The organism is Sphaerisporangium sp. TRM90804 (genome assembly GCF_029846175.1).
Taxonomy (GTDB): domain Bacteria; phylum Actinomycetota; class Actinomycetes; order Streptosporangiales; family Streptosporangiaceae; genus Sphaerisporangium.
Map to the genome: position 1 here is coordinate 62,060 of NZ_JARWAC010000002.1, position 21,306 is coordinate 83,365.

The 21,306-nt window shown below is 71.1% G+C and carries 19 protein-coding genes and 2 pseudogenes; 9 read left to right on the forward strand and 12 right to left on the reverse strand.

Annotated features, from left to right (window positions below; genetic code table 11):
* Positions 1–23: 23 nt before the first annotated feature.
* The 4 genes from PYR91_RS01970 to PYR91_RS01985 form a co-directional block, all read right to left on the reverse strand.
* Entirely contained in the window at positions 24–893 is an 870-nt protein-coding gene (locus PYR91_RS01970; protein ID WP_279777377.1) for a carbamate kinase, read from the reverse strand.
* A 167-nt stretch (positions 894–1,060) separates the two neighbouring features.
* Positions 1,061–1,459 carry a Fic family protein gene (locus PYR91_RS01975; protein WP_279777281.1) on the reverse strand — a complete coding sequence of 133 codons (399 nt, stop codon included), beginning with the start codon at positions 1,457–1,459 and terminating at the stop codon, positions 1,061–1,063.
* Complete coding sequence (locus PYR91_RS01980; protein ID WP_279777282.1) at positions 1,456–1,659, reverse strand: CopG family transcriptional regulator; 204 nt, start codon at positions 1,657–1,659, stop codon at positions 1,456–1,458. The genes PYR91_RS01975 and PYR91_RS01980 overlap by 4 nt, the downstream gene beginning before the upstream one ends.
* 71 nt (positions 1,660–1,730) lie before the next feature.
* The gene (locus tag PYR91_RS01985; RefSeq protein ID WP_279777283.1) at positions 1,731–2,915 is read right to left on the reverse strand and encodes a pyridoxal phosphate-dependent aminotransferase; all 1,185 of its coding nucleotides are present in this window, start codon (positions 2,913–2,915) and stop codon (positions 1,731–1,733) included.
* Positions 2,916–3,000: 85 nt separating this feature from the next.
* Here PYR91_RS01985 and PYR91_RS01990 point away from each other — a divergent pair, with 85 nt between their 5' ends.
* The 4 genes from PYR91_RS01990 to PYR91_RS02005 are packed head-to-tail and all read left to right on the forward strand — an operon-like array spanning position 3,001 to position 5,770.
* Positions 3,001–3,987: a DUF418 domain-containing protein gene (locus PYR91_RS01990; RefSeq protein ID WP_279777284.1), complete on the forward strand. Its 987-nt coding sequence runs from the start codon at positions 3,001–3,003 to the stop codon at positions 3,985–3,987.
* A 40-nt stretch (positions 3,988–4,027) separates the two neighbouring features.
* The gene (locus PYR91_RS01995) at positions 4,028–4,867 is read left to right on the forward strand and encodes a carbon-nitrogen hydrolase family protein (protein ID WP_279777285.1); all 840 of its coding nucleotides are present in this window, start codon (positions 4,028–4,030) and stop codon (positions 4,865–4,867) included.
* Between the two features lie 10 nt (positions 4,868–4,877).
* Entirely contained in the window at positions 4,878–5,336 is a 459-nt protein-coding gene (locus PYR91_RS02000; protein WP_279777286.1) for a hypothetical protein, read from the forward strand.
* Positions 5,333–5,770: a hypothetical protein gene (locus PYR91_RS02005; RefSeq protein ID WP_279777287.1), complete on the forward strand. Its 438-nt coding sequence runs from the start codon at positions 5,333–5,335 to the stop codon at positions 5,768–5,770. Before PYR91_RS02000 ends, PYR91_RS02005 begins: the two co-directional genes overlap by 4 nt.
* Here PYR91_RS02005 and PYR91_RS02010 read toward each other — a convergent pair.
* The 4 genes from PYR91_RS02010 to PYR91_RS02025 form a co-directional block, all read right to left on the reverse strand.
* Positions 5,743–7,299 carry a carboxyl transferase domain-containing protein gene (locus PYR91_RS02010; protein WP_279777288.1) on the reverse strand — a complete coding sequence of 519 codons (1,557 nt, stop codon included), beginning with the start codon at positions 7,297–7,299 and terminating at the stop codon, positions 5,743–5,745. The genes PYR91_RS02005 and PYR91_RS02010 overlap by 28 nt on opposite strands.
* Positions 7,300–7,444: 145 nt before the next feature.
* On the reverse strand, positions 7,445–8,602 hold the full coding sequence (locus PYR91_RS02015; protein ID WP_279777289.1) for a CoA transferase: 1,158 nt from the start codon (positions 8,600–8,602) through the stop codon (positions 7,445–7,447).
* Between the two features lie 203 nt (positions 8,603–8,805).
* Positions 8,806–8,949 carry a hypothetical protein gene (locus PYR91_RS02020; RefSeq protein WP_279777290.1) on the reverse strand — a complete coding sequence of 48 codons (144 nt, stop codon included), beginning with the start codon at positions 8,947–8,949 and terminating at the stop codon, positions 8,806–8,808.
* Between the two features lie 279 nt (positions 8,950–9,228).
* Positions 9,229–10,263 carry a sensor histidine kinase gene (locus tag PYR91_RS02025; RefSeq protein ID WP_347942822.1) on the reverse strand — a complete coding sequence of 345 codons (1,035 nt, stop codon included), beginning with the start codon at positions 10,261–10,263 and terminating at the stop codon, positions 9,229–9,231.
* 479 nt (positions 10,264–10,742) lie between these two features.
* Between PYR91_RS02025 and PYR91_RS02030 the strand changes: the two genes are divergently transcribed.
* Together PYR91_RS02030 and PYR91_RS02035 are read left to right on the forward strand one after the other, a co-directional pair.
* On the forward strand, positions 10,743–11,543 hold the full coding sequence (locus PYR91_RS02030) for a DUF2786 domain-containing protein (RefSeq protein WP_279777292.1): 801 nt from the start codon (positions 10,743–10,745) through the stop codon (positions 11,541–11,543).
* A gap of 159 nt (positions 11,544–11,702) precedes the next feature.
* Positions 11,703–13,667, forward strand: a complete 1,965-nt coding sequence (locus tag PYR91_RS02035) for a DUF6571 family protein (protein ID WP_279777293.1) — start codon at positions 11,703–11,705, stop codon at positions 13,665–13,667.
* 926 nt (positions 13,668–14,593) lie between these two features.
* On the opposite strand, the gene PYR91_RS02040 is transcribed toward PYR91_RS02035, so the two are convergent.
* On the reverse strand, positions 14,594–15,961 hold the full coding sequence (locus PYR91_RS02040; RefSeq protein WP_279777294.1) for a hypothetical protein: 1,368 nt from the start codon (positions 15,959–15,961) through the stop codon (positions 14,594–14,596).
* 281 nt (positions 15,962–16,242) lie between these two features.
* Between PYR91_RS02040 and PYR91_RS02045 the strand changes: the two genes are divergently transcribed.
* The 3 genes from PYR91_RS02045 (at position 16,243) to PYR91_RS02055 (ending at position 17,596) form a co-directional block, all read left to right on the forward strand.
* Positions 16,243–16,671: an ATP-binding protein gene (locus PYR91_RS02045; RefSeq protein WP_279777295.1), complete on the forward strand. Its 429-nt coding sequence runs from the start codon at positions 16,243–16,245 to the stop codon at positions 16,669–16,671.
* A gap of 143 nt (positions 16,672–16,814) precedes the next feature.
* Positions 16,815–17,171 (forward strand): hypothetical protein, encoded by a 357-nt coding sequence (locus PYR91_RS02050; protein WP_279777296.1) that lies wholly within the window; start codon positions 16,815–16,817, stop codon positions 17,169–17,171.
* Complete coding sequence (locus tag PYR91_RS02055; protein ID WP_279777297.1) at positions 17,168–17,596, forward strand: MerR family transcriptional regulator; 429 nt, start codon at positions 17,168–17,170, stop codon at positions 17,594–17,596. Before PYR91_RS02050 ends, PYR91_RS02055 begins: the two co-directional genes overlap by 4 nt.
* 167 nt (positions 17,597–17,763) lie before the next feature.
* Here the strand turns inward: PYR91_RS02055 and PYR91_RS02060 are convergent.
* The 3 genes and pseudogenes from PYR91_RS02060 to PYR91_RS02070 form a co-directional block, all read right to left on the reverse strand.
* Positions 17,764–18,285: pseudogene (locus tag PYR91_RS02060) on the reverse strand (putative protein N(5)-glutamine methyltransferase); the annotation flags it as partial.
* 369 nt (positions 18,286–18,654) lie between these two features.
* Positions 18,655–18,921: pseudogene (locus PYR91_RS02065) on the reverse strand (putative protein N(5)-glutamine methyltransferase); the annotation flags it as partial.
* 535 nt (positions 18,922–19,456) lie between these two features.
* On the reverse strand, positions 19,457–21,283 hold the full coding sequence (locus PYR91_RS02070) for a hydantoinase B/oxoprolinase family protein (protein WP_279777378.1): 1,827 nt from the start codon (positions 21,281–21,283) through the stop codon (positions 19,457–19,459).
* Positions 21,284–21,306: the final 23 nt, after the last annotated feature.

Here is a 21,306-nt window from a genome sequence, read left to right on the forward strand (position 1 = left end):
TCCCCGGCGTGGCCGTGCGGGGGTCACCCCTCCACGACGGTGCCCGCGCCGCCGGTCAGCGCCTCGCCGAGGTGTTCCAGCGAGGTGATGACGGCCCGGCCCCCCTCGGCGGCGAACTCCAGGGCCGCCGCGACCTTGGGGCCCATGCTGCCACTGGCGAAGTGCCCGGCCGCCTGCAGCTCACGCATCCGCGCGGCCGTCGTCCGGCCGATGGGGCGCGCGGCGGGCGTGCCGAACCCGGCGACGGCCGCCGGCACGTCGGTCGCGATGACGAGCACCGTCGCCTCGACGGCGCGGGCCAGCACCGACGCGGCGGCGTCCTTGTCGACGACGGCCTCGACGCCGGTGAACGACCCGTCGTCCCGCCGGACGACCGGCACTCCCCCGCCCCCGGCGACGACCACCGTGTAGCCCGCCGCCATGAGGGCGAGGGCCGCGGGGGCGTCCAGGATCTCCAGTGGCCGGGGCGAGGCGACGACGCGCCGCCACCCCCTGCCGGGGAACTCCCGCCAGGTCTCGCCCAGCGCCTGGAAGCGGCGGGCCTCGGCCTCGGCGAAGTAGCGGCCGATGGGCTTGACGGGGTCGCGGAAGGCCGGGTCGGCGGCGTCGACGAGCGTGCGGGTGACCACGACGGCCGTGCGCGGGCCGAGCGCGTTGAGGATCAGGACGCCGATCGTGGCCTGCGTCTGCGCGCCGCACCAGTCGAGCGGCACGGGCGGCACCACCGCCGCCGCGATCTGGTTCTTCAGCAGCAGGTTGCCCACCTGGGGGCCGTTGCCGTGGGTCAGCACGACCCGGTGGCCGGCGGCGATCAGGGCGGTGACGTGGGTCATCGCGCGCTCGACCGCCCGCCGCTGGACCGCCGGCGAGGCGTCGCCGTCCGGCCCGGTCATGGCGTTGCCGCCCAGAGCGATCAGCACCCGTTCACCCACGATGCGAAGCTATCCAGCCGGGACGTCCCGCTCATGGGCCATCATTGCCCACGAACCCCCGTTTCTTCGGAAAGTCTCGCCAGCGCCAGACCGCTCCCGGCCACGTGGCCGTCACACCGGCGCGGCCGTCACACCAGGGCGGTGAAGCTGCGCAGCACCCGGGCGATCTCGTCCAGCTCGGCGTACCGGCCGCGGGCGACGGCGGTGACCAGGTCGTGCGCGGCGTCGTCGCCGGTGTCGAGCTCGACGCCGTTGTAGGCCAGGAACACCACCGTGCAGATCCAGGCGGTCTTCGCGCCGCCGGTGGCGAACGGCCGGTGCACGGCCAGCGACTGCAGCAGCGCCGCCGCCTTGACCATCACGTCGCCGTACGCCTCGTGGCCGAACATCGACGCCTGCGGCCGGTGCACGGCCGACTCGAGCAGGCCGGGGTCACGCAGCCGCGGGGCGGCGCCGAGGACCAGCCCGGCCAGCTCCACGACCTGCCCGGCCGTCAGGTAGCGCGTCGCGGGCGCGCCCCGCGTCAATCGCCGAGCCGGTCGAGGACCGGCCGCCAGCGGCACGCGGCGGTGGAGCCGAGGCGGCGCACCTCCTCGTCGGCGTCGTGGCGGGCGATGTACTCCTCCACGGCGGCGTGCACCACCTGCTGGACGCTGCGCCCCTCCTTGTCGGCGCGCAGGCGCAGGGCCTTGAGGTGCTCCTCGCTGAGGCGAAGCGTCATGGTCATACCCTCCACGGTGCGCGTGCGGTACCGGTCGGCTTCGGCACGGTGAGTGTATGACTATTTACACAGGGTTGTCAGCCGATTTCCCGGCGCAGGCCGGCGAGGCGGCCCACGGCCTCGTCGATGATCTCGTCCCGCTTGCAGAACGCGAAGCGGATGAACCGCCTGCCCTGCTCGGGGCGGTCGTAGAACACCTGGGTCGGGACGGCGACCACGCCGATCAGCTCGGGCAGCCGCCTGGTCAGCTCCATGCCGTCGGTGAGGCCGAGCGGCCGGATGTCGGCCTGCACGAAGTACGTGCCCGCAGGCCGGAAGGTGGTGAACCCGGCAGCGTCCAAGCCCGCGATCAGGCGGTCGCGCTTGCCGGCGAGCGCCGCGCGCAGCCCTTCCACCCAGCCGAGCTCGTGGCGCAGCGCGTACGCCGCCGCGAGCTGCCAGGGCCCGCCGGAGGTGAAGGTGAGGTACTGCTTGACGCGCTGGACCGCGGACACCAGCTCCGCGGGCGCGCAGAGCCAGCCGGTCTTCCAGCCGGTCACCGAGAACGTCTTGCCCACCGAGGAGATCATGATCGTGCGCTCGCGCATGCCGGGGAGCGAGGCGAGGGGAACGTGCTCGACCCCGTCGTAGACGAGGTGCTCGTACACCTCGTCGCTGATCGCGACCAGGTCGCGCTCCTGGCAGACGGCGGCGATCGCCGACAGCTCCTCGCGGGTGAACACGGTGCCCGTGGGGTTGTGCGGGGAGTTCACCATGACGGCCCGGGTGCGGGGGCCCACCGCCGCGCGCAGCTCGCCGGGGTCGAAGGTGAACCTGCCGCCGTCGGGGCGCAGCGTCACCGGCCGGCGCACGGCCCCGGCCAGCGCGATGGCGGCGGCGTAGGAGTCGTAGTAGGGCTCGAAGACGACGACCTCGTCGCCCGGCTCGCACAGCGCCAGCACCGAGGCCGCCAGCGCCTCGGTGGCGCCCACGGTGACCAGCACCTCGCCGTCGGGGTCGTACAGGAGCCCGTAGTGCTCCTTGCGGTGCTCGCAGACCGCCTGCCGCAGCTCGGGGACGCCGGGACCCGGCGGGTACTGGTTGACCCCGGCGCGGATCGCCTCCACCGCCCGCTCCAGCATGCCCTCGGGCCCGTCGGTGTCGGGGAAACCCTGCCCGAGGTTGATCGACCCGGTGCGCACCGCCAGGGCCGTCATCTCCGCGAACACCGTCGTGCCGAACTCGCGCATGCGTGCGACCAGAGGCTCGTTCACGCCGGACATCCTAGCGAACCACGACACGCTACCCTCGTCGGATGACCGCCAGGCCCGCGCCCGCCCCCGGCCCCCGACGCCCGGGCCGCGGCGGGTGAGCCGGGTACGCGAGCTCGACGTCGTGCGCGGCTTCGCCGTGTGCGGCATCATGCTGGTCAACACCTGGCAGCTCACCGTCGAGCACGTCGAGCGGGAGAGCGCCACGGCGCCCGACTGGATCGTCGAGAACCTCATGCAGAGCAGGTTCTACCCGATCTTCTCCTTCCTGTTCGGCGTGAGCTTCTGGCTCTTCATGCGCTCGGCCGCCGAGCGCACGCCGTACCCGAGCGTGGTCATGCTGCGCAGGCTCGCCGTCCTGGCCTGCCTCGGGCTGGCGCACCAGTTCGTCAACCCCGGCGAGGTGCTGCTGCCGTACGCGCTGACCGGCGCGGTCCTGCTGCTGCCGCTCTCCTACCTGCCCCGGTGGGTCGTGGCGGCGGCGGGGGCGGCGGGCACGGTTTGGGCGGTGCTGGCCCACGCGGGCGGCATCTGGCTGGTCCCCGGGCTGTGCGTGCTCGGCATGGCCGCGGCCCGGTTCCGCCCGCCGCGGCGGGCCCTGCCGCCCGTGTTCGTGGTCGCAACGGTGCTCGCCGTGGGGCTCACCGCGCTGTGGGAGTACCTGTACGCGCGTCCCGCGCAGTTCGCCGCCTTCCCGTACGCGCTGAGCCTCTACTCGCTGGCCGGTCTGGCCGCGGCCGTGGCGTACTGCGCCGGGCTGCTCCTGCTGCTGCGGCTGCGTCCCGGCTCCTTCGCCGTCCTGGAGTCGCTCGGGCGGGTGGCGGTCACCGCCTACCTGTCGGGCACGCTGCTGATCATGGCCGCGCTGCCGCTCCTGGTCCGCGACCCCACCCGCGTCGGCGCGCTGGTCGCCGGCGTGCTCATCGCGGCGGCGCAGGCGGGCCTGGCCTGCTGGTGGCTCGCCCGGCACCGGTACGGGCCCCTGGAGTGGGCGTGGCGGTGCGCCACCTGGGGGGAGATCGTCCCCAACCGCCGCGCGCCCGCCGCTCCGGCCGGTGAGAAGGTCGTGCCGCCCGCGGGGTAGACCGCCGGTGCGCCGCGGGCCCGGGCCTTACGCTTGAGCCGTGACCCGCATCGCCCTGTGCCAGATCCCGGTCTCCGCCGACCCCAAGACCAACCTCGAACGCGTGCGCGACGCCATCGGGCGGGCCGCCTCCCGGGGCGCGGCGCTCGCCGTCTTCCCCGAGGCCACGCTGAGCCGGTTCGGCGAGGGGATCGCCGAGTCGGCCGAGCCGCTCGACGGCCCCTTCGTGACCGCCGTCGCCGACGCCGCGCGCACGCACGAGGTGGCCGTCGTGCTCGGCACCTTCGAGCCGGCCGGCGAACGGGTGTACAACACCGCGGTCGCCCTCGACCGGCGCGGCCGGCTGCGGGCCGCGTACCGGAAGATCCACCTGTTCGACTCCTTCGGCGCCCGCGAGTCCGACCTGGTCGCGCCGGGCGACACCCCGGTCGTCGTCGAGCTGGAGGGCCTGCGGCTTGGCCTGGTCACCTGCTATGACATCCGCTTCCCCGAGCTGGCGCGCGCCCTGGTCGACCGGGGGGCCGACACCTTCGTGGTGATCGCGGCGTGGGGCTCGGGCCCGCTGAAGGAGGAGCACTGGCACACGCTGGTCAAGGCCCGGGCCATCGAGAACACCATGTGGACGGTCGCCGTGGGGCAGGCGCCCAGCCCCGAGGCCCGCGACGGCTTCGGCGTGGGCAGGAGCATGCTCGTCGACCCGATGGGCGTGGTGCGCGCGGACCTCGGCCCGGCGGCCGGCGTCCAGGTGGTGGAGGTCGACCAGGCCGAGACCGTGCGGGCGCGCGCGACGCTGCCCAGCCTGGCGCACCGGCGCCCTGATATCTGCCGGGGCGAGGATATTTCTCCGGGCGGGCCGATCGCCGAGGTCGGCAGATCGTAAACTACCGGTTGTGAGTGAGCTGGCGCCCGGAACCCCGATGCAGAAGGTCATTCCGCCCCGGCTGCTCGTGCCCTATCTCTCGGGGCAGCGCACGGTCATCTCCGGGTACGTCTACCGGGTTCAAGACTGCTCGCGGCTGTCCAGCCCCGAGCAGCTCGTCTCGGCCCTCGACCTCGCGTTCGAGGGCTCGGAGCTGACACCGTCGGTTCCCGAGCTGTACGTCATGCGGTGGCATTCGCGCGACATCGATGCCTATGTCGTCCCCTACGGCGCCCACATGGGCGGAGATTGGAACGATTCGCCGCCGTTCGCGGGCAACGGCTTCACCACCTCGCGCCAGCACGTGGTGCCCCAGTTCCACACGACGCCGATGCCCATCCCGGCCGGAGCGGAGATCCAGCACGTGACCGAGCGGGGCGAGCGGCGGTTCGCCGACTACGACGGGCTCACCTGGCGGCCCGCGGCATGAGCCCCATCGAACCCGTGGGCCTCGGCTTCATCGCCCACCAGGCGGAGCAGACCTACGCCGCCGCGCTGGGCCCCGGCCCCGACGACGTCATCCTGTTCAGCGAGGAGTCCCGCGAGGGGTTCGGCAGCGCCGGCGGCTACTGGTGGCGGCAGGTCCGCCGCGAGGAGCTCGAGTGGCTGGTGCTGCTGCGCACGGTGGGCGCGTTCGGCGGTGAGCCCTGCGTGGTGCTCGACGAGGACGACGACGGCCTGCACATCGCCTACACCGGCCACAGCGGGCTGAAGGCCGAGGCGCTGGGCTACTGGATGGTCGACCACGGCGCCTACGAGGTGGTGGTCCCGCACGAGGAGGTGCACAGCATCCGCGTCGAGCGGGTCCCCATCCCCTGCCGTCCGGCCCGGCCGGGTCAGCCGGCCGCGCCGAGCGCCCTGTAGCGGGCGACGCGCGCGGCCAGGCGGTCGCCGGGCGGGCGGCGCGTCAGCGCGGTGATCTCCTCCTCCAGCGCGCCGGCGACCCGCGCGCAGAACGCCTCGGGCTCGTAGGCGGCGTCCGGAAACTCCGGCACGATGCGGTCGACGATGCCGGAGCGCCGCAGGTCGGACGCGCCGACGCCCTGGGCGGCGGCGATCTCGGCCGCGAACTCGGTGGTCCGGTAGAGGATCACCGAGGCGCCCTCGGGCGGGAGCGGGGACAGCCAGCCGTGCTGGGCGCACAGCACCCGGTCGGCGGGCAGCAGCGCCAGCGCCGCACCGCCGGCGCCCTCGCCGAGCAGCAGGCACACGGTGGGCGCGTCCAGCATCACCAGGTCGGCCAGCGAGCGGGCGATCTCGGCGGCGAGCCCGCCCTCCTCGGCCGGCTTCGACAGCGCCGCCCCGCCGGTGTCCACGACGGTGACCAGCGGCAGTCGCAGCTCCGAGGCGAGCTGCATGCCCCTGCGCGCCACCCGCAGGCCCGCGGGGCCGAGCTTGCCGCCGTCACGCCGCCGGCGCCTGTCCTGCCCGATCACGACGGCGGGAGCCGCCCCGAACCGCGCGAGCGCGAGCAGCACGCCGGGGTCGTTCTCCCCCTCGCCGGTGCCGTTCAGCGGGGTGACGTCGCGCGCGCCCAGCCTGAGCAGCGCCCGCACCCCCGGCCGATCGTCGCGCCGCGACCGCGTGATCGCCTCCCACGCGCCGACGGCGACCCCCTCGGCCGGGGAGCCGCCGTGCCCCGCCGCCGCGCGTTCGCCCGGCGCCGGCTCCGGCGTCCCCGGCCCGGGCCGCGGCGCGTCCTCGGCCTCGCCGGGCGCGCACAGCACCGCCAGGACGCGGATCGCGACCTCGCGCGCGTCGCCCGCCGACACCACGGCGTCGACGAGACCGCGCCGGAACAGGTTCTCCGCCGTCTGGACGCCCTCGGGGAACGGGTGGCCGTGCAGCGACTCGTACACCCGGGGGCCCAGGAAGCCGATCAGCGCGCCGGGCTCCGCGGCGGTGACGTGGCCGAGCGAGCCCCACGAGGCGAACACCCCGCCGGTCGTCGGGTGCCGCAGGTAGACGATGTACGGCAGCCCGGCGGCGCGGTGGGTGGACACCGCGGCGCTGATCTTCACCATCTGGACGAAGGCGAGGGCCCCTTCCTGCATCCGCGTGCCGCCCGAGGCGGGCGCGGCCAGCAGCGGCAGCCCCTCGGCCGTCGCGCGCTCGACGGCGCGCACCAGGCGCTCGGCCGCCGCCACCCCGATGGAGCCGGCCAGGAAGCTGAACTCACACGCCATGACCGCCACGCGCCGCCCGCCGAGGAACCCCTCGCCGGTGACCACCGACTCGTCGTACCCGGTCTTGGCGCGGGCGGCGGCCAGCTCCTGCGCGTACGGCGAGCCCGGCGCCGCGGCGTCCTCGACCGGCTCGTCCCAGGACTTCCACGACCCGGCGTCGAGCACCGTGCCGATGAGCGTGCGCGCGTCGGGGCGCTCCGGCCTCATCGGCGGCCCCCGCCGCACCCGGCACGCCGACGGAGCCCCGGCACCGGCACGCCTCCCGCTTCGCCGGCCGGTCGAGCACGGCCCGCCCGCCCGCCACCGGCGCGGGTGGCGCCGCCCCCGGCCCGCTGGCGGAGCACCGGCACCGTCACGCCTCCCGCTTCGCCAGCCAGTCGAGCACGGCCTGGTCGTCCGCGCCCAGCTCGGGGGGTGCCCTGTGCTCGGCGGGCGGCTCGCCGTCGAACCGCAGCGGCGAGCCCGGCAGCTCGACGGTGCCCAGCACCGGGTGGTCGACGGTGACCACGAGGTTCTGCGACCGCGTCTGCTCCCAGGCGTACACCTCGTCGAGGGTGCGGACCGCGCCCGCCGGGATGCCCAGGCGGGACAGCTCGGCCAGCCAGTGCGCGCGGTCGTGGCGGGTCAGGGCCTTCTCCATGTCGGCGACCAGCTCGTCGCGGTGGGCGAACCGCTGCCTGTTGACGGCGTACTCGGGGGCCTCGGGGTCGATGCCGAGCAGCGGGGCCAGCCTGCGCCACTGGGCGTCGTTGGCGGCCGCGATCTGGATGATGCCGTCGGCGCAGCGGAAGGCGCCGTAGGGCGCGATGGAGGCGTGGTGGTTGCCGTTGGCCCCGGGGACCTTGCCGCCGACCGTCCAGGCCGTGCCGTGATAGGAGTGCACGCCGACCACCGAGGCCAGCAGGGAGGTGCGCACGACCTTCCCCCGGCCGGTGCGCTCCCTCTCGTACAGGGCTGCGAGCACGCCGTACGCGCCGTGGATGCCCGCGAGCAGGTCGGCGATGGAGGCGCCCACGCGGTAGGGCTCGTCGGGCGAGGGGCCGGTGAGGCTCATCAGGCCGGCCTCGCCCTGGGCGATCTGGTCGTACCCGGGCCGGCCGCCTTCGGGGCCGTCGTGGCCGAAGCCGGTGATCGACAGGACCACCAGGCGCGGGTTCAGCTCGTGCAGCCGCTCCACGGGGAAGCCGAGCCGGTCGAGCACGCCGGTGCGGAAGTTCTCCACCAGCACGTCGCTCTGCCGGACCAGACGGGTGAGCAGCGCGGCCCCCTCCTCGGTCTTCAGATCGAGGGTGATCGACCTCTTGTTGCGGTTGGCCGCCAGGAAGTACGTGGAGATGTCGCCGTCGGGGCCGGCGAACGGCGGACCCCAGCCGCGCGACTCGTCACCGCCGCCGGGATGCTCCACCTTGATCACCAGCGCGCCGAGGTCGCCGAGCATCTGGGTGCCGTGCGGTCCGGCGAGTGCGCGGGAAAGGTCGAGGACGACGATGTCGCTGAGAGGTCCCTGCAAGGTCAGCCTCCACGGGTCGGGGAGAGCCGCGCCGGTGGCGCTCCGCCCTCCACCCGCAAGCCTGCCAGGTTCCGGCCGTCGCTCGACACCCCGGTTCCCCACCCCACCCGGCCGCCCGTCTCATCCCGGGGCGGCCGGTCCGTCCACCCCGGCCCGTCACCCACGCGGGTGGTGGCCTCCGGCGGCGGGCGGGCGCCCGTGGCTCAGTGCGTGCGGCGCGAGCGCAGCCGGTCCATCAACTGGCGCAGCCTCTGCTGGTTGCGCGGGTCGCGAGCCATCGTCTTGGCGCGCGCCACATGCTGCTGCCCCTTGGGGCTGCGAAAGTAGAGCTTGATGCGGTCGATCATGGTCGCCATCTCTCCACCACCGTTCCTCGGTCACTGTTTCACAGAGACGGCTACCCCCAACGCCGCTTATCAATCACACAAAGTGCACGCCAGCGATAAAACAGGACAACGAGTGACGTTTGATGACCGCTCCCTATAGCTCGCCTTCCCAGCCCACCGGCGCGCCCCGCACCGGCCGGCACGACCACCGGACGACGCGACGATTCGCCGACCGCCACGGGGCGGCGGGCAGGTCAGAGCGCGGCCGGGGGACGTTCCGGCACGACGGCCGCCGCACCGTCACACGGTGAGGGGCAGGTCGAAGTACAGGCGGGTGGACATGCCGGCGGCATGGTGGTGGACACGCGTCAGATCGGCCAGCTCGTTCACGATCAGCAGGCCGCGGCCCCGGCCCGCGCCGTCGTCCGCCGGGAGCCGTCCCGCCAGCGGGTCGGAGATGTGCCCGGTGTCGTCTATCTGGCACACCAGAGCGCCGTCCTCGGTCCACACCGACAGCGTCCCGGGCGCGCCGGTGTATTCGGCGGTGTTGGTGGCCAGCTCGTTCACCGCGATGAGCACCTCGGTGACCCGGTCGTCGTCCAGTCCGGCGGCCCGCGCCCGGGCGGCCGTGAAGCTCCTGAGCACCGGAAGCATGCCGACCCCCGAGAACCGGTGCGTCGCGGCGTGCTCGGGCGGCGCGGGAAGCGGCCGGTCGAACAGGGCGGCGGCCTCCAGCGGGTCGGTGTACGACGGGCTGTCCCAGACGGCGGCCCCGTCCCCCAGCAGCGGATGGGTGCGGGCCGCGTCGGCGATCGCCTGCTCGGTGAGCCGCGAGGTGTCGTAAGGGCACAGGAGCGCGGCGTCGTGTCCGGCGAAGGCGAGGTTGATCAGGGCCTCGTGCACCACGCAGGGCGGGTACGCGAGGTCGCTGCGCCCCTTCCACACCGGCTCCCCGATGATCCACACTCGACGGCCCGGATGCCCGGCGGCGAAGGCCAGCAGCACGGCCGGGATGATGCGGGCGGGGTTGCGCCCTTCGACCGCCATGTCCGCGAACCGCACACCGCCGCTCCGGGGCCCGAGCTCCGCGCGGATGCGCTCGCCGCCGTCCCCCGGCACGACCACGAGCACGGGCTCCCGACGCTCCAGCGCAGGTGCGAGCCATCCCGCGCACGCCCGTGCGTAGTGCTCCTCATCCCGGTAGAGAAGCCCGATGTGACGGAAGAATCCCCCGGACGAAACCGGTCCAGCCTTCGACGACGCCGTCACGAAACGCCCCCCGCCCCGCCGCGACACCGCCATGGCCCGTGGACCATCCTGCGGTGACGCCCCCATTCCGCCACTACCGCTCCGCCGCGACGGCGTCACGCCTCGACCCGCCCGGCGCCCGCACCGCGGTTCCGCGACCGCCGCCCCGCGACGAGCGCGTCATGCCGGTGCGGCCGTTCGCCGCTCGTCAGCGCTCGCCCGCCAGACGTGCCCGCCAGGCCGCGACGTCTCAGCAGACGGGTGCATGGACCCCCTTCATCGAAGCGCCACGGCGTGACCTATCACGACATAAGTGATCTTGACCGCAAGTCACCCAAACTACGTTAACCGAACCCGTCAGAATCGGTAATGCCCCATCCGGCGCCCGCCCCCGCCGTCCACTAGGTTGGGACCACTCCTGAGACCTGAGAGAAAGAAGAGGTCAGCGTGCCCCTTCGTGCGGCCCCCACCCTTCCGGCCCGCACCCGTGCGCCCCTCCGCCTCCATCCCGCCCCGGCCCCGGCCCGCCGGTTCCGCGAGGCGGCGCGACGGCGTCGGCGGTCCGGTTGACCCGCGGTACGGGCGGCACCCCCGGCAAGATCACCGAGCGGGTCCGGAGGCTGCTCGACCTGGCGGAGCACCCGAACACGGGCGAGGAGGAGGCAGCGCTCGCCTCCGCGCACGCGGCCGCGCTGATGCTCAGGTACGGCCTGGTCGCCTCCGCCGTCAGGCGCGGCGCCACCGGGCGCGCGGAACACATCGACGGCATCGAGTTCGAGGTCTCCAACCGCGGCGGGCACGCCCGCGAGCGCTGCTGGGCCCTGCACCTGATCTGCGACGCCCTCGGCTGCAAGGGCGCCCAGCGCTGGACCGGCGTCAAGGGCCGCGGCATCCGCGGCGCCAAGCACGTCACGATGACCGTCATCGGCCCCGAACCCGTGCTCGACAGCCTGCGCGTCCTCCTGCCCTCCCTCACCCTGCAGATGGAGAACCAGGTCGCCCCCGCCCTGCGCCGCTTCACCGCCACCCGACTGGCCCACCTGACCGCCAAGGACCACCGCGCCCGCGCCACCGCCGACTTCCGCCGCGCCTTCTACGTGGGCTTCGGCTCCGGAGTCTCGGCCAAGCTCCGCGCCCGCGTAACCGAGATGACCGCCCAGGTGAAGGGCACCAGCGCCGAACTCGTCCTCCTCGACCGCACCCCCCTGGTCCAAGCCGAGTTCACCCGCCGCTTCCCCGGCCTGAGAAGAGCCCGCACCACCCCCCTCGACGCAGACGGCTACACCACCGGCCAAACAGCCGGCCACCAAGCCGACCTCAACGACCACACCCTCGACACCGATCCGACCGCTCGGCGCAGCCTTTGACATCCCGCTTCATGCCGCGCTGAACGGCGCTGCGCCGACTGTCTCAGCTGACGAGAGCATGGGCCGGCGTCCCTTTGATGGGTTCGGAGTCATCGGTAGCTCGCTTTGGGTTACGTTGGTGAGCTGGCGTATCGGTGTGCCGGAGGGGGCGAGAACCGCGTGACCACAGTGCCACCGGGGACAGGGCCGCTGTCGCCCGACTTCACGGGCATCGACCCGGACCTGATGGACACTCTGATCTCCGAGATGAGCCGAGCCCGCGGTGTCATCGGCGAACGCACCGAAGCCATACGTCGCCTGTTCGCCGCCAACGGCGTCCCGGCGACGTCCCTGGCCCCGATAGGCGAGGTGGAACGCTGGATCGACGAACACCTCCCGGACCTCCGCCGCCGCAACGATGTGGCTCGTAGAACCGCCGCCCTCCCCACCTGGTCCCCCGCCGCCTTGGGCGCCCTCACCTCCTACGACGAGACCGCTCTTCTCCCGGCCACCGAGGCACAGCGCCTCGGCCGTCAACTCGCCGCGGAGTACAAGCGGCTCGACCCGGACGCCATCTGGAATTCAGGCCTGAAAGAGAGATACCAGGCGATCGTCGAGAAACTGGCCGCCCACGCCAACGACCCAGCTTTCACGACCGCCTTCTACGCGGCGCTCGGTCTGGAAGGGACGCTCCAGTTGCCTGTGATGCTGCGGCAGAACCTCGGCCCGCCGGGCGAGGCCACCCTGGCAGCGCCGCGCCCCGACGATGAGGTCATCGGCGCAGCGAGTCACGCCTTCGCGACGGCTGTATCGGCAAGCTCACCCGCGCCAGGATTCTCCGCCATCAAAGACGCACTGACCGGGCCGGCCTTGTCAGGCCCCCAGCGGTTCGGCATGAGCCTGTTGCTGAGCGCAGGAGCATTTCCCACCGAATGGTTGTCACAGGCGGTACTGGCACGGGGATTGGCTGAGCCCCGCAAAGTGAACCCGGGCTTCCTCTACGCCCTAGGCAACAATCCGGCGGCTGCGCGGCTGGCGATCTCAGCTGTAACCAGTGGCGATCAGGCGAAGTTGACCCATTTCATCAAGGAACTCAGCTCGCGAACCACCCATCCATACGCCACCGACGGCGAGGCTGACGCGTTCGGGCGCATGCTTGCGGCCATCTCCGGCGCCTACGACGAGAAGGACGGCGAACACAGCAAACAGGCCGCCATGTACGCCTTCACGGTTATGACCGTAATCAATGATCTAGAGGTCGCGGCGGCAACCCGGGTACATCTGGCGGAGATCGCGGGTGCCTACGCCACGGAGATCGCTGAGGGCGCCGACCTGGGCGACGAGAACCAACTGCTGCCCAGTGCTTTCGGAGATGTGAACTCCTCAATTCCTGGCCTGAAGCCCGCATTCCGCTTGAGCCCGGAAGACACCTATCGTTTCATCAAGACCTTCGCCGACGGCGAGGCGAACCAGCTACCCTTCACCGAAGGCATGGGCAATCTGACCCGCCGCCTGGTAGCCGAGGGCGTTCCCGCCATGCTGAAAGAAGAAGACACGACCCGACTGGACGAAGTATTCGCCGCGCTAGGCAACGTACGCGGCCTGCAGCTCGCCGCCGAGGAAACGATAGCCACAGCCAAGGACGAAGCGACGGAACGCACCGGAAAGATGTTCAGTTGGGGATCAGGAAACGCATTAGGTGTTGTGGGCCTGGTTGTGCCACCCGCCGGAGCCCTTGCGTGGACCACCCTAGGTGCCGTCTGGTCCACCGCAGACACTCTGAAGCCAGAGAAGAAGAAGGAGGCGGACAAGGTTGAGGAGTTCGATGATCTGGAAACACTCGGCCGCCGTCACGCAATCGCGCAGTTGCTCATGGATGGCGGCTTCTCACCCAACGTACCTGCGCACGACTACCAGTCGAGCAGTCATCCTCGAAACCTCATAGCTACGCAGAACGGAAAGCTTCGCCCATTTCCTGAGATCGCACAAGATTCAGATGCCTTGCGAAGCTTCGAATCCTGGCTCATCGAAAATGGCCTGGGAAAGGCCAAGCGAAGCTTCGCGAGCATTGCGGACGACTTTGCCGCGAACTTCGACGGCCACAAGAGTCACGCGCGAGCACGATCAACACATTTCAAACAATAGCACCTCAAGAAGAGGCCAAGCAAGTCGTTTCACCGGCTATGGCATATATGCCACTGGATGGCGAGTCCAAAGTGAGCGCCACCTTCAACGATTCATCAGCTACCCTTATCGGGCTGCTCATGTCACCGGAACCTACGATCCGGTATGACGCCAAATGGCTTACGGTGCCAAGGAGCATCGACCGAAGGGTTTCAGCATTTCGCTCAGGCAGGTCGTTTCCAGTCGCCGCAAAGGTCTGCCTGTATTTACCGTCAGCACACGGGATATTTTTACCCCCGGGGTCCACTATTCTGACATTCTGGGCGTTACGCTCTTCTAGCACACGAAGAACATGTTTTTTCAACGTCTGACCGGCTTGTGCAGCAGTAGGCCCCTGATCGGTCGTGCAGCCAGCCATGGGCAGGAGCACCAGCATCAGCGGCCAGACGAGACTACGTTTGAATGGTCTGGACCTGAGCGCAGTTCGCACAATCTTCGCCTCCACGTCTGGCCGAAACCAGGCTTTCGCCTTCATAATCTCAGACAGAACCAGTGTGCATCTAGTATCCATGTGCTCAGCTGTACTCATCCCGGCAGGAGGTCGGCGTTGCCGATCGACGACGATCTGGTACCGAACCCCAGGTACCTGGAGTTGGAGGCAGCGCTTGCGGCCGTCCGCGCGCATCTTCATGTGCTGGAGACCGCCCTTGATCCCGTCGCTGCGCACTTCGGCGGAAGAGCAGTGTGGGTCGGACCGACGGCGCGCGCTTTCGGAGAGGAACTGAACGGCCGTAGAGCACGGATCAAGATAGTGACACAGCATGTCCTAGCAGAGTTAGAAGATGCGTTGAGCACGACTCCACGCAAGGTCTCCCGTACAGTGGCAGCCGGTTTGAGCGGTTGGTCCTAACTGGTGGGTGTGCCCCACCCGGCGCGCGTCGTGGGGATCATGCCATCGCGTCGCTCGACCTGGCCCGGAAGGGATAGCTCCCCAGCAGTACTTCCGGGTCTGGCGCACGTAGATCCGCGAGCGCCTCTCTCCATTCCACCGTCGCGGAGCCGGACCGAGCGAGCAACCTGTCGAACTCATGGGCGCGCACGACGACACTGATGACCGGAAGCGTGTGGGGGTCGCGTACGGCCGCCGTTGCGATTCGGCAGGCCTCCTCGATCTCATAAGCTTTGGCGAGAGCCGTGGCGTGGGCGAAACGAACGAGAGCCGGGTCACTGGAAACAGTCGGGTCATACACTGCCAGGGCACGATTTGTCGCCGCCCCGGCACCGAGAACATCGCCCAGGTCTGCGCGCCCACGCGCCTCGTAGAACGCGTGTCGCTCTGGTTGGAACGACAGAATCCCAGGGTGTACAGAATCGGGTGCACATCGATCAAGCGTGATCCGAGAGCTGTTGATCGCCCGTTCGAACGCGGCGCGGTCGCCGAGGTTAGCGTGTGCAAGTGCGGCCAGTCCCCAGAGCCACGCGAGAGCCGGCGTAGCCCCTGTGGCCTGTTCGAGCCGGGGTGTCACCAGGGCTAAAACCCCTCGGGGATTGCCGGAATACGTCGGCGCCAGTGCGGCACTCGTCAGCGCAAGATCACTAAGATGCCGGGCCCCTGCCTCATCGGCCGCACGTGCCGCAGCCATCCACCAACGATTGGCCAAAGTGAAGTGGTTGCCGCTGAACAGAACCTCTCCCACGACGATGGAGAGCTTGGAGCCGATCATCGCCAGACGTCGCTGCGCCGCTATGGGCTGCCGTTGCGCGAGGAGTTCCCGGATACCGGCCAAATGTAGCGCCAGCTCGGGCAGCAGGCTCGCGGGCTGAACCTTTTCGACCTGCCGGCCTAGACGATCAGCCTCGGTCTCCAAGTACGACAGGCGGTTCGCTCCCACTGTCGTCGAGTCAAAAGCTTGCTCGAGGAGGTCGGGGCCTCGGGTGAGGGTTTCGGTCAGGGTCAGGGCCATGGCGGCGGCGCCGAGGTGGAAGACTTCTCGTCGGTTCGTTGTCGCCTCCGGAAAGTTGAGGCGCGTGTCGGCAGCGCCTGGGGCCTTTCTTCCAGGGTCGTACGGGGCGAGCAGTTCCGCAACGGTGTGGCCGGGGAACATGCGTTCCAAAACGCGGCAGTGGTCGGGACGCGGCTTGGTTTTGAGGTCTCCTTTCAGCCAGCGTCCGAACGCCTCCCTGCTGGGAGACGATCCGATGAGGTTCCGGTCGATGCTCCGGGCCACCTTGTCGTACTCCCAGCAGAAGGCTCTGTGCGTCTCTTGGTGACGCTTTTGAAGGAGAGCCTTCAGCAGGGTGTGCCGGCTGGACACGGGGGCCACCTCCGCAATCAATCGATTACTCCGCGTTGCCGACTCTCACAGTAGGTGTCCCAGAGCCCGTAGCGCCCTGCTTTGCCGTCCATGACCGGCCAGGACAGGCCTACGACGCGTGCGGGGCACATCCGCGACCGTTCGGGCCACGGATGAACGCTGCTCAGGACCGTATCCGCCCCTCTACGTTCGGCACGTGGGACCAGTGGTCAGCCGGCGCGGGATACGCGCATCGCTTTCGACCACGAGAGCCGCCTTTTCCGAGAAGGACGTGTGACCGGATGTACGACGACACGATGGACGACACCCAGCGGGGAGGGCTCGTGGAGAGGGCGGCCTTTCCGGCTACCGAGGCGGCCGTGGCGGAGGCACGGCGATGGCTGCGGAAGCTGCTCGCCGGCCACTCATGCACGGACGACGCCGTCCTGCTGCTCTCCGAGACGTTCACCAACTCCGTGGTGCACACTCGGTCGGCCGCTGTGGGAGTCGTGCTGATCGTGGACGGGGACGGTGGCGTCCAGATCGAGGTGATCGACGAGGGGGCGGAGACGTCCCCGTGCGTGTGCCGCCACGCCGAGCGCGGTGACCTCACCGAGTCGGGGCGCGGCGTGCGCCTGCTGCGCGCTCTGTCCAGCCGATGGGGCTTCTTCGAGGAGAGTCCGCGGTGCGTCGTCTGGTTCGCTCTGGACCGTCCAGTTGGAGGACGGTAGATGCCGATCCGGCGACTGGGTTGCCATGCCCGTCGGACCGCCCAGTGCGATGCGTGCCCACCGGAGTCATGTGAGCGGTCCAATGGGGATCGGCCGCTCTGGGGCTTGCATCCGGTACCAGGGTCCAGGTTTACCGTCGGAGCATGGACGGGAGCAAGAGCAGCCTTGAGCACGGGTGGGTACCGAGCACGTGTACGTTGTCCGCCGACCGACGGCCATTACGCCTGGCGGAGTTCGACGCTCTCTTCGCGCGATCTGTGCGGGTTGTGGACCGGGTGGGAGCTGACCGCTTACGACTCGAGCTCGCGTTCAGCCCTGCGGTCGCGGCGGCCACGGCCGAGTTGATGGCACGGGAGAGCGGCTGCTGCTCCTTCTTCGTCTTCACCCTCACCATCAGCGGTGAGCGTCTGGGGCTGGAGGTGGGAGTGCCCGAGCGGAACGTCAGCGTGTTGGACGCTCTACAGGAACGCGCGATGGTGTCGGCGGGGAGGCCCTTGTGACGCGGTTGCGTAGTGGGCAGCTTGCGGCGGCGGCGGGGGTGAGTGCGCAGACGTTGCGGTATTACGAGCGGCGGGGGTTGCTGGCGGAGCCGGAGCGGAGTTCTGGGGGGCATCGGCTGTATCCGCGGCAGGCCGTTACGGTGTTGCGGGTGATCAAGGCGGCGCAGCGGCTGGGGTTCACGTTGGAGGAGGTCGCCGAGTTGCTGGAGGCCGGCGATCGGCTTCGTGCTCACCGTCGTGGGCGGGGGGACGCCGGGCTGCGGACGCGGGCGCGGCGCAAGCTCGCCGACGTCGAGGCCAGGATCGCGGAGCTGACAGTCATCGCCGGCACCCTGCGTCAGGCGCTGGATGCCGGCTGCGACGACCTGGTGGCCTGCGCCGGTGAGCCGGGCTGTCCGCTGCCCTTCGCCGAACCGGCCGGCTGACGCGGTGTCCATCCGGGCCCCGCCTGACAGCTCTTCCCTTTCGTCGGCGACGTGCCTCGAAGCCGTGGCACACCGGGCAGGGCCTGCCTGGCCTGCCTGGGCTACCTGGGCTACCTGGGCTACCTGGTCGGACGGGGCGCGGCGGCGTTAGGTGGTCGGTTGGCGCCTCACTTGCCCGGGGGGTTCTGGTGGGTGGGTCGGGTGCCGATGATGACGGTGGCGTCGAGATCGTCTGAGGTGGCTACGCGCGGGATGAGGCCGTTGCGGGTGAAGGCTTGGATGGCGGCCGGGACTTGGCGGTCGCTGGTCTCCACCAGGAGGGAGCCGCCGGGGGCCAGCCAGAGGGGGGCGGCGCCGGTGACGCGGCGTAGGACGTCGAGGCCGTCGGTGCCTCCGTCCAGGGCTACGCGGGGTTCGTGGACACGGGCCTCCGAAGGGAGTAGGGCGAGCTCCTCGGTGGGCACGTAGGGGACGTTGGCCGTCAGGATGTCGACGCGGCCGCGCAGGGTGGCGGGGAGCGGCTCGTAGAGGTCGCCTTCGTATACGCGCCCGCCCCTGGCCTCGACGTTACGACGGGCGCAGCGCACCGCGGCCGGGTCGATGTCGACGGCGTGCAACTCGGCATCGCCGAGGACCGCGACCAGCGCCGCGCCCACCGCGCCCGAGCCGCAGCACAGGTCGACGACGACCATCCTCCGCGCCCCCGCGGACGACCGGTCCGCGGGGGCGGCGGCCCGGATGACCCCCGCCGACGACCGGTAAGCGCGGTCGTCGGCCCGATCGTCCCCCGCGGATGGCCAGCCGGTGGGGGCGGTGGCCCGATCGTCTCCCGTGGATGGCCAGCCGGTGGGGGCTGTGGCCCGGACGCCCCCCGGCGACGGCCGGTCCACTGGATCGGCGGACCCGAGGACAGCCTCGGGCGACCGGTCGGCGGGATGTGTGGCTCGGACGATCCCAGCGGATGACCGGTCGGTGGGCGCGGTGGCCCGGACGGCACTCTCGGGCGCCTGGCGGGGGGCGTCGGCCAGGTGGAGGGGGGGTGCGGGGTGGAGGGTGGCGGCCTGGTGGACGAGGAGTTCGGTGCGGGGGCGGGGGACGAACACTCCCGGGTCCACCGATATTCGGAGGCCGCAGAACTCCGCCCAGCCCAGAACGTGTTCCAGGGGGAGGCCGGCTACCCGGCGGTCCACCATGGCGGCGAGGTCGGACGGGGTTCTGGCCGTGCTGATGAGCAGGCGTGCCTCGTCCTCGGCGAAGACGCAGCCGGCGGCTCGCAGCCTCGTGACGATGACGGACGGGGGCAGGGAAGACGAAGAAACCGACATGAGCGCCTTTCGGGATGCCGATGGGCGCTTTCCTCCGTCGCCTAAGCCGGGTGGGACACCCGGCCGCGCGGAGGGAGCACCCGGCCTGGTCTGGCGTTGATGGGTCTCACCTCCTAAGGACGTCCATTGCTGGAGACCGCAAACGATACCCGAGCCGCCTCCCGCCGCACACGAGGGGGCTGGACATCGGTGACGCATCCGACAGAGCACCGTCCACAGCTGCCGCGCCGGCGCGGCCGAAGCGGTGCGGTTCATCTCGCCCCCCGGGTCTTCACCACGCACGCGGGCGACGTCAGCGGTGGGCGAACGTCGCTTATCACCGCGCGCCCAAGCCGGGCGGCGGCGACACGGCCGGGGTTTCCACCGAGGGCGGACCACCACGGTCGCGAACAGCGCACGTCGCCGCGCGCCCAAGCCGAGCGGCGGCGACACGACCGGGGTTTCCACCGAGGGCGGACCACCACGGTCGCGAACAGCGCACGTCGCCGCGCGCCCAAGCCGGGCGGTGGTTATACGGTCGGAGGGCCGGGCGGGGTTATGTGGGTGGGGTGGTGTCTACGGGGGCGTGGGTGGGGCCGCCGGAGAGGAGGGGGTAGCCGGGGCCTCGGTCGAAGAAGGCCGGGGGGTGGGCGGGTCTGAGGGTGGCGCGGAGGCGGGTGGTGGCTTCGGCGTCGATGTCCAGGCTGTCGAGGACTACGCCGTAGTCGTCGCGCGCGGCTTGCGGGGAGACCTTGCCGTCGCGGACGTCGGCGGCCACCAGGGCGGGGTCGCGGTCGAGGGGGGAGCCCCAGCCGCCGCCTCCGGTCGTGCGGACGCGGACGATCTCGCCGGCCTTCACCGGGAAGTCGTCCACCAGGCCCTCCATCTCCTGGTCGCCGACGGTGACCAGGAACGGGCGTCCGGCGCGGCCGCCGTTCACACCCCAGCACGCAAGGATCGACCGGTCGGCGATGGACATAAAGGAGGCGTCGCGCAGCATCCGGATGTGCTTGTCGTAGCCCAGGCCGCCCCGGTAGAGCCCGGGGCCGCCGGAGTCGCGCGCCAGCCCGAGGCGTTCGACGCGGAACGGCCAGCGGGACTCGGCGAACTCCACGGGGATGTTGCGGGAGTCGGGCACGACGTGGATGGTGTCCTCGCCGTCGGCGTACCAGCGTCCTCCCGAGCCGCCGCCCAGCACCTCGCGCATGAGGTACGGACGGCCGTCGTGGTCCTCGCCGTACACGCCGGTGTACCTGATGGTCTCCTGGTCGGCGGGCATGCGCCCGCCGGTGGCCTTGGCGAGCACCCCGGCGAGCACGCCCAGCAGGCGCAGGATGACGAAGGTGCGGGCGTTGGTCGGCGCCGGGAAGATCGGGGTGAGCAGGGTGCCCTTCTCGGGGAACCGCATCTCGATCAGCGGGACGACGCCCTCGTTGACGTCCAGCTCGGCCATGCGCTCAGGCGTGTCGGCGAGGTTGCGCAGGACGGGCGCCAGCCACTTCTTCAGGAACACCCCGCCCGCGTAGTCGCCGGCGTGGTTGATCGGCCCCTTGGCCTGCGGCGAGGTGCCGGTGAAGTCGATGATCAGCGGCGCGGCGGCGGCGTGGTCGACGGTGAGCGTGATGCGCTGGGCGTGCAGGCGGGGCTCGTCCACGCCGTCGTGCTCGGCGTAGTCCTCCCACACGTACGTCCCCTCGGGGATCTTGGCCAGCAGCTCGCGCCGGAACGTCTCGGTGGTCTTGGAGATGATCGCGTCGAAGCACGTCTCGATCGCCTGCCTGCCGTACCGGTCGAACAGCTCGCCGAGGCGCCGGGCGCCCATCAGGCAGGCCGAGCACTCGGCGTCCAGGTCGCCGGCCAGGGAGTCGGGCATGCGGGAGTTCCGCGTCATGATCGTCAGCGCGGCGCGGTTGGGCACGCCGCGGTCCCACAGCTTGATCGGCGGGACCATCAGCCCTTCCTCGAAGGCGCTGCGCGCGTGGGACGGCATCGACCCGGGGACGGAGCCGCCGATGTCGTCGTGGTGGCCGAACGCCTGCACGAACGCGACCACCTCGCCGTCGTGGAAGACCGGCACGGTGACGCACAGGTCGGGCAGGTGGCCGATGCCGCCCTCGGACAGGTAGACGTCGTTGTGGAAGAAGACGTCGCCCGGGTTCATCTCCGCGACCGGGAAGTCGCGGACGATCGGCTGGACGAGGGCGGAGTAGGAGCGGCCGGTGAGCTTGCGCAGCCGGACGTCGTGGATGCCGGCGCGGAAGTCGTGCGCGTCGCGGATCATCGGCGAGCGGGCCGTGCGCGCGATCGCCGTCTCGACCTCCTTCTCGACCGACGCGAGAGTCCCCTCGACGATCTCCACCATGATCGGGTCGACCCGTGTCATCCGTCCGTTCCCCTCCGCCGCGC